The organism is Streptomyces sp. NPDC001868 (genome assembly GCF_040297125.1).
Lineage (GTDB): Bacteria > Actinomycetota > Actinomycetes > Streptomycetales > Streptomycetaceae > Streptomyces.
In genome coordinates, this window is sequence record NZ_JBEOYO010000116.1 from 1 (window position 1) to 8176 (window position 8176).

Annotated in this window: 7 protein-coding genes and 2 pseudogenes; 8 read left to right on the top strand and 1 reads right to left on the bottom strand. The window is 68.0% G+C overall.

What is annotated here, in order from left to right:
• Positions 1-406: 406 nt before the first annotated feature.
• Both ABT147_RS46705 and ABT147_RS46710 read left to right on the top strand, forming a co-directional pair.
• Positions 407-1867: an aldehyde dehydrogenase family protein gene (locus ABT147_RS46705; RefSeq protein ID WP_351418558.1), complete on the top strand. Its 1461-nt coding sequence runs from the start codon at positions 407-409 to the stop codon at positions 1865-1867.
• A gap of 202 nt (positions 1868-2069) precedes the next feature.
• Positions 2070-2789: an IS6 family transposase gene (locus ABT147_RS46710; RefSeq protein ID WP_351418560.1), complete on the top strand. Its 720-nt coding sequence runs from the start codon at positions 2070-2072 to the stop codon at positions 2787-2789.
• Between the two features lie 263 nt (positions 2790-3052).
• On the opposite strand, the gene ABT147_RS46715 is transcribed toward ABT147_RS46710, so the two are convergent.
• Positions 3053-3727, bottom strand: coding sequence for a TetR/AcrR family transcriptional regulator (locus ABT147_RS46715; RefSeq protein ID WP_351418563.1), 675 nt, complete (start codon positions 3725-3727; stop codon positions 3053-3055).
• Between the two features lie 120 nt (positions 3728-3847).
• Between ABT147_RS46715 and ABT147_RS46720 the strand changes: the two genes are divergently transcribed.
• From ABT147_RS46720 to ABT147_RS46745, 6 genes and pseudogenes are all read left to right on the top strand, one after another.
• Positions 3848-4366 (top strand): hypothetical protein, encoded by a 519-nt coding sequence (locus ABT147_RS46720; protein ID WP_351418565.1) that lies wholly within the window; start codon positions 3848-3850, stop codon positions 4364-4366.
• Between the two features lie 297 nt (positions 4367-4663).
• Complete coding sequence (locus ABT147_RS46725) at positions 4664-5005, top strand: polyprenyl synthetase family protein (RefSeq protein WP_351418570.1); 342 nt, start codon at positions 4664-4666, stop codon at positions 5003-5005.
• Positions 5006-5348: 343 nt separating this feature from the next.
• Positions 5349-5531, top strand: a pseudogene (locus ABT147_RS46730) (hypothetical protein); the annotation flags it as partial.
• A complete protein-coding gene (locus tag ABT147_RS47540) occupies positions 5483-6040 on the top strand; it encodes an ISAzo13-like element transposase-related protein (RefSeq protein WP_502983286.1) in 558 nt (185 codons plus the stop codon). The pseudogene ABT147_RS46730 and the gene ABT147_RS47540, both read left to right, overlap by 49 nt.
• A 472-nt stretch (positions 6041-6512) precedes the next feature.
• Positions 6513-7943 (top strand): group II intron reverse transcriptase/maturase, encoded by a 1431-nt coding sequence (ltrA, locus tag ABT147_RS46740; RefSeq protein WP_351418568.1) that lies wholly within the window; start codon positions 6513-6515, stop codon positions 7941-7943.
• 122 nt (positions 7944-8065) lie between these two features.
• A pseudogene (locus ABT147_RS46745) lies at positions 8066-8176 on the top strand (ISAzo13-like element transposase-related protein); the annotation flags it as partial.

Consider the following 8176-nt stretch of genomic DNA (forward strand, 5'->3'; position numbering starts at 1 on the left):
CGCCGAGAAGCTGCCTGCGTGCGAGAGAACTTGTCATCGATCGTCCTTCCACGGAAAACAAGACGGGCCGTGCCGGTCCGGCTGGGCTCCTGGATCAATTCTTGAGAGTTCAAGTAATTGTGCACAGCGACGAATGTCCTGACTCTCCTCGGTCCATCGGACGGAAAGCTGCCGGGCCGGTGGGAGCACGGACCGCGAAGGCGCGCCACTCGACAGCAGGCCGACCTGGCAAGGCTGAACGTCGTGCCCGGGATACGTCATTCGTCCTTACTTCCGGCACTCAACTCCCGGCTCTCTGTCCAGGCCGTCACCCCTGGGCCATCATCCGAGAACCTGCCGGCCGCAGTGGCGCGACCGGCGTGAGCACGGTGACGGCTGCGTGCCGCACCGGGAGGGCGAGCGGGCCATGAGCGTGCAGCGACCGCACATCGAACCGGGCAGGCTGTTCATCGGCGGAGAGTGGCGGGACGCGGAGTCCAAGGAGCGGCGCGACGTCATCGACCCGTCCACCGGAAAAGTCGTCACCACGGTCGCAGAAGCCGACGGCAGCGATCTCGCCGCCGCGGTGGCCGCAGCACGCGAGGCCTTCGACACGGGGCCGTGGCCCCGGACGCCGGCCCGCGAGCGCGCCCGGGTGCTGCACCGAGTGGCCGATCTGGTGCGCGAACGGGCGGACGAGATCGCCGCCGTCGAGAGCCTCGACGTCGGCAAGCCCGTCTCGCTCAGCCGAGCGGTCGACGTGGAGACCGTGGCCGAGACGTACGAGTACTACTCGGCGCAGGCGCAGAGCCTCGACGGGGCCACACGGCAACTCCCCATACCCTCCCACGCCTACACCCGCAGGGAGCCCATCGGCGTGGTGGGAGCGATCACCCCGTTCAACTTCCCGTTGATCCTGAGCACGTCGAAGTTCGCCCCCGCCCTGGCGGCAGGCAACACCATCGTCCACAAACCGGCCGACGAGACGCCTCTCAGCGCGCTGCTGATGGCGGAGATCCTCGCCGACGCCGGCGTTCCCCCGGGTGTGGTGAACGTCGTCACCGGCAGCGGCCCCGTCCTGGGTGAGGCACTGCTGCGTCATCCGGGCGTCGACAAGATCGCCTTTACCGGGTCGACGAGGGTCGGCCGCCTTGCGGCGAGCACGGCCGGCGAGCAACTCAAGCCGGTCACCATGGAGTTGGGTGGCAACGCGCCGCACATCGTCTTCGAGGACGCCGACGTCGGGAAGGCGACCGGCGCGATCATCAAGGCCTTCGTCTTCAACACCGGACAGTTCTGCATGGGCGGACCCCGGCTGCTGGTCCACCGGTCCCTGTACGACACCACGCTGGGTATCCTCGCCGACGCGGTTCCGGCGGTCCCCGTCGGCGACCCCTTCGACCCGGCCACCGTCGTCGGGCCGATGGCCGGCGAGCGGCACGTGGAGAACGTCGAGCGCTTCGTTAAAGCGGCCGTCGAGGGCGGCGGCCGCATCGTCGTCGGCGGTGAGCGCTTGGAACTCGACGGCGGTTACTACTTCAAGCCCACCGTCATCGCCGGCCTGGACAACGACGCCCGCACCGTCCAGGAGGAGATCTTCGGCCCGGTGCTGACGGTTCAGCCCTTCGACACCGAGGAAGAGGCGATCGCGCTGGCGAACAGCACGCCGTACGGACTCGCCGCCGGTCTGCAGACCTCCGACCTGGCGCGCGCCCATCGGGTCGCCGCGCGACTGGACGCCGGCATCGTCTGGGTCAACGACTGGGCCATGCTCGATCCCGCCGTGCCCTTCGGCGGCGTCAAGCAGTCCGGCTACGGACGCGAATCCGGGCCGGAGGCGCTGCAGGCATACACGAGGACCAAGTCGGTCGTCATTTCCCTCGGCTGACCCCTCGACAGGGCCGGCTCCGAGCGCCCGGCCGCCGCCGGCGGGCCTCCCGGCCGGATCGGCCGGGTGAACTCCGTTCCCGGCCCTTATCGCGATCCATGGCAGCGGCTCGCCTTCGTCCGCTTGCCTGCCTCCTTGGCACTGTCACGTTGGCTGACCGGTGGAATGATCTTCTGGTAGATCGTGCTGGAGGGGGCTGTCCGTGGGGGCCGTGTCGCCGTCGTACAAGGGGCACCGGTACCCGGTCGAGGTCATCTCCCACTGTGTGTGGCTGTACTTCCGCTTCCCGCTGTCGTTGCGCGAGGTCGAGGAGCTGATGCTCGAGCGCGGGATCGTCGTCTCCTACGAGACGATCCGCCGCTGGTGCGGCAAGTTCGGGCAGACCTACGCAGGCGCGCTGCGCCGCCGGCAGCCCCGGTCCGGGGACAAGTGGCACCTGGACGAGGTCTTCGTCAAGATCAACGGCGTGCAGCGGTACCTGTGGCGGGCCGTCGACCAGGACGGCAACGTCCTCGACATCCTCGTGCAGAACCGGCGGGACAAGGCCGCGACCAGACGCTTCTTCCGCAGGCTGATGAAGAAGACCCGCACAGTGCCGCGGGTGATCGTCACCGACAAGCTCCGCTCCTACGGGGCGGCCCACCGCGAGGTCATGCCCTCCGTCGAGCACCGGCAGTCGAAGTACCTCAACAACCGGGCCGAGAACAGCCACCAGCCAGCCAGGCAGCGGGAGCGCGCGATGAAAGGCTTCCGCTCCGTGGGCGGGGCCCAGCGGTTCCTGTCCGCGTTCAGCGGCATCTCGCCCCACTTCCGGCCCCGCCGCCACCTGATGCCCGCACACGCCTACCGCGCCGAGATGACCGTCCGCTTCGCAATCTGGGAGCAGATCACCGGAGTCGCAGACCTCGCCACCGCAGGCTGAGCACAACCCGGAACCGGGCTTCACCACGCCACGACGCACCATCAGACACCTACCCACCCAACAACGTGACAGCGCCCCCCCACGGGTTGGCGACCGGAGAGGGCAGCAGCTTCAGATCGGAGGGCGGGGCGTCGGGAAAGCGCCGTCGTACGCGTTCCTTCTCGGTGAGGGCGTCGCGTGCGATGACGTACGACGCACCTTCACCGAGGGCAGGGCCTGCGGGCTGCTACTGACCGACTTGACCGATGGGGATTCGGGTCGGTCTATGCGGCGAGTTCGGCCTCCAGGCCGTCGAGGAGGGCCTGGAGGCCGAACTCGAAGGTCTTGTCGGGAGCGGCGGCGTAGTCGGCCGCCGCCTGGGTGTCCAGCCGGGCGCGCAGGCGCGGATAGCGCATGGCGATCTCCTGCGCCTTGGTCATGGTGTGCTGGAACTGCTCTTCGGCGGTGCTGTGGGCCTCGTTGAGTTTCCGTGTGAGTGAGGCGGTCGCGGCGGCGCCGGCCGCGTTGCCGAGGACGTAGGTGAAGACGGCGGCCGCGGCCTGGTCGGCCTGGGCGCCGGTGAAGCCGGCGGATTCGTAGACGGCGAGGCTGTGGTCGTCGTGGCGGGCCTTGCCCTCGCCGTAGACGACGTGTGCGGTGAAGACCTGCACCAGCCATGGGTGCCGGGTGAACATCGCGTACAGGTCGGTGGCCATGGCGGTGGCCGCGGTGCGCCAGTCGACCGCATCAAGGTCGGGCAGCGTGAGCTCGCTCCACACCTGGTCGGTGGCGAGCAGAACGAGGTTGTCCTTGTTCTTGACGTGCCAGTACATGGCCGTGGCGGCGGAGTTGAGCCGGTTGCCCAAGGCGCGCATGTTGAGCCCCTCGAGGCCCTCGGCGTCCAGGAGCTCGACGGCGGTGCGGACGATCTGGTGCCGGGTGAGGGTGTCGCGTGCCATGGCCTCACCGTACGCAGCACTTGCACAAAGTTCAAGAAGGCACTTGCACACTGTTCAAGTCTGGGCTTACCGTCTTCTCGGCCAGCCAGTTGAACTAAGTGCAAGTCTAAGGAGAGCCCCGTGAACACCCTTGCCGCCGTCATGCAGCTGCTCGTTGCCGCCGCCTTCATCAGCATCCCGCTGGTCCGCCACCGTTTCGGCCCCGCTGCGAAGGCCGCCGCAGTGGCCGAGCTCCGCCGCCAGAACGTCCGTCCGGAGGTGCTGGAGGAGAACAGGCTCCGGTTCGACGCCGGCGGTCACGAGACCGCGGCCCCGGTGGCCGTGGCCGCCGTGATGACCGCCACCGCCGCCGTGAACTTCGCGGGCGCCGACCTGGCCCAGCTGCTGACCTGGATATTCTCCTCGCTGGTGCTGCTGATGAACGCGGTGATCGTCTACAGCAACCTCACCGCGGTGAAGTCCGTGGAGGCCGCCTTCCGCCGCAAGGACGACCCGGAGCTGGCCCGCGTCGAAGTCGAGCCTTTCCTCCAGGCCGCCGAGGGCGCCTTCCCCCACTGGGTGCGCGCCCAGACCTACCTGCGCAACACCGTGGTCTTCGGCGGCTCCGCCGTCGCGCTGGTCGCCGTCTCCCTGATCTGACAACGCGTACGGAGTAGGGCCTTCGCGGCGATGTGGACGCAGCGAAGGCCTGCGCCGTTCTCCGGCCGCATGCGCCCAGGCCGGCGAGAAGGCTGCTGCCCGCAACCCGCACACCGGCCCCACTCGTCCGCTGCCCGCAACCCGCACACCGGCCCCACTCGTCCGCTGCCCGCAACCCGCACACCGGCCCCACTCGTCCGCTGCCCGGCTCGCCAAACTGCATGAACATCCGCCAGCTATCGCGAACAGTCACACACCTAACTGATCCACAGGTCTTGACAATTACTCCGTGACGACCTGCTCGGCGCGTTCGGCGATCCGCTGGTGACGGGCAAGCCGTGCCTGGACGACCTGCGCGACGGCAAGAACACCGTGCTGGTCGCCCTGGCGATGCAACGCGCCGGCCCGGCCCAGCAGAGCATCCTTCGCGGGCTGATCGGCAACCGCGCTCTCGGCGAGGACGGCGCCGCCCGCGTCCGCCGGATCCTCGATGCCACCGGTGCCCGCACCACCGTGGAACACCTCATCCGCGAGCGCCACGAACAGGCGCGACAGGCCCTGGCCCGGGCACCGTTCCCCCCTGCCGTGACCGCGGCACTGCTGGAGATCGCCCGTGCGGCCACCGTGAGGGCCTCATGACACATGCACCCCCGTTCCCGCCTGCCGACCCGCACGCCGCTTCCGCATCACCGACACCCGCCTGACCACCGGCCCCGCCCTGCCAGGAGGTACCCGCCGTGACCGCCGTCCCGTTCCTCGACTCCAGCCGGCTCAACATGCCCTGGCCCGCCCACATCAGCCCGGACGTGGATCGGGCCCGAACCCACCACCTGGCCTGGGTCGAAGAACGGGACTGTGGCCGGACCCGAAGGCGGAGGCCGCCTACCGCGCCGCGGACTTCCCCCTCTTCGTCGCGAATGCCCACCCCTGGGCACGGGGCGAGGACCTCGACCTGCTCAACGACCTCATCGGCTGGACCTGGCTGTGGGACGACTCCTTCGACAAGCCCGGCCCGCGCCAAGCCGACACCGCCCGCACCGCCCGGCTGCTCGACGTCTACCGCGACATCCTGCACGGACGTCCCACAACCTCGCCCGTTCCCCCTCTGGCCGACGCATGGCGCCAACTCCTGCAGCGCCTGGGAGAACGAACGTCCCCGGGCTGGAACCAGCGCCACGCGGCCCGCTGGGAAGCCACCTTCGGAAGCTACCTAAAGGAAGCCCGGATTTCGCCGACCCCCAGCTGGGCAAGGCCGTCCCGTACGGGATTTACGACCTCGCGGCGAACACCGGCTGGGTCAACGTGGGCACCGATCACGACACCGCGGCATTCGCGGTGGAATCGATCCGCCGCTGGTGGTGCGGCCAGGGTCGGGTCGCTTACCCGCAGGCGACGCGACTGCTGATCACCGCCGACGCGGGAGGCTCGAACGGCTACCGCACCCGGGCCTGGAAGCTCGAACTCGCCCGGCTCGCGGCCGAAACCGGGCTGACGATCACGGTGTGTCATCTGCCGCCGGGTACATCGAAGTGGAACAAGATCGAGGTGCGCCACGAGGCGCCACTGTTACCGGGCAGGGGTGAAAGACCCCTGCTGCCGGGCTGTCGCAGCAGCCCGGTGAAGCTGAGGGCAGCCGATCCGTGGAGACGCGCGGAGAGGTGGGAGCAGCCCTGACAACGACGGAGCGCGTCGGTACTTCCAGACGGCGCGTGTCCGGCAAGCAAGACGAGACGCCGTACGAGAGGAACCAGTGCCTGACGTCCCGTAAGTGTTCCACCGGCTCCAATCTGGAGGATATGGGCCGGGTGCAGCGCACGTCGCCCTCGTGGGCGGCGACTTCGAAGCCGGTCTTTCGATGCTGGTGAGGAGGCCACGCTGAATGCCTGCGGCGTAGGCGTGGCGATGCTGTCGGGGTAGAGCTGGGCGGCTCACTCGTCGACCGGAGAGTGGTGAACGTGGGAAGCGTGCTGGAGGTGCCCTTCCCGGCTGACATCCAGTCAGCCGGTGGGCAGGCCCGTCGTCGGCCGACGGCTCCAGGACGTGGCGGAGGTCCCGTAGTAGTCCGAGCGCACGAGAGGTGCGCACATGGCGAAGGGGGCCAGCAAGTCCGTGGCAGAAGTGCTGGAAGACCAGGAGGTTTTCGCCGGTGAATACCGACGAACTTGAGGCCGTCACGTATGTGGCGGGCCGACGGGTACTGGAGATCCAGACGAAGCTGCACCGTTGGGCCCGTGATGATCCTCATCGCAGGTTCGATGATCTGTTCAACCTTGTCGCCGATCCCGCGTTCTTGCTGGTCGCGTGGGATCGGGTGCGGGGCAACAGGGGTGCGAAGACCGCCGGGGTGGATGGCCGTACTGCGGCGTCCATCGTGGAGCGGACGGGTGTCGAGGAGTTCCTCGGCGGGCTGCGGGACAACATCAAGGACCGTAGTTTCCGTCCGCTGCCGGTGCGAGAGCGGATGATCCCCAAAGTCGGCGGCAAGTTACGTCGGCTGGGGATCGCCACGATCGCGGACCGGGTGGTGCAGGCATCCTTGAAGCTGGTGCTGGAGCCGATCTTCGAGACGGATTTCCTCCCGTGCTCCTATGGGTTCCGTCCGAACCGCCGGGCCCACGACGCGGTGGCCGAGGTGCGCTTCTTCACGTCCAAGTCGTATGAGTGGATCGTGGAGGGCGACATTAAAGCCTGCTTCGACGAGATTTCACACTCCGCCCTGATGGACCGGGTGCGAAAGCGCGTCGGAGACAAAGACGTCCTGGCCCTGGTGAAGGCGTTCTTGAAGTCGGGCATCCTCGGGGAGGACCGTCTGCTTCGGGAGACCACCGTCGGCACCCCACAGGGTTCGATTCTCTCGCCGTTGATGAGCAACGTGGCGTTGTCGGTCCTGGACGAGTACATCGCCCAGGCGCCGGGAGGCCCGGGGTCCATGCCCTGGGCGAGGGCCAAGCGACGTCGTCAAGGTCTCGCCAACTACCGGCTTTCCAGGTACGCGGACGACTGGTGTCTGATGGTTTCCGGCATCAAGGACGACGCCGAAGCTCTGCGCGAGGAGATCGCGGAGGTGTTGTCCACGATGGGTTTGCGCCTGTCTGTGGAGAAGACTCTGATCACCCATATCGACGAGGGGCTGGACTTCCTCGGGTGGCGCATCCAGCGCCACCGCAAACGGGGCTCCAGCCGCAGCTACGTCTACACCTATCCCTCGCGCAAGGCCCTCAAGGCCGCGATGGACAAGGTCAAGACGATCCGCCGCGGAACAGCCACCGGCCTGCCGCTGGACGAACTGCTCATCCAGATCAACAAGATGCTGTTCGGCTGGTGCATGTACTTCCGCCCCGGGGTGTCCAGCGCGACCTTCCAGTACCTCAGCTCGTACACATGGGGCCAGGTCATGAAATGGCTGCGCCGCAAGCACCACCGGATCAACAGGAAGGACCTCCGCCGCCGCTACTGCGGTGGGGGTTGGTGGCCATCAGGGGAGAAACGGATGCTGTTCGATCCCGGCAAGGTACGCACCACGCGCTACCGATACCGGGGAACGGTCATCCCTTCACCCTGGCCGACCACCGGATGAAGACGACTGTCCTTGGTTGAACGGGACTTGTGGAGCGCCCGGTGCCGTGAGAGCGGCACGCCGGGTGCGGGAAGCGGCTCCGGGGAAACGGCTCGATCGAAAGACGAGACCGCGCCCCGGGCCGACTTCACCACCGGATGTTCTCGCACATCACCATGAACTGGCGCGGCCGCCCGCTGACCAGCCATGAAGTCATTGTCCAGTCCATCGCCGCGACCACCACCCGCACCGGA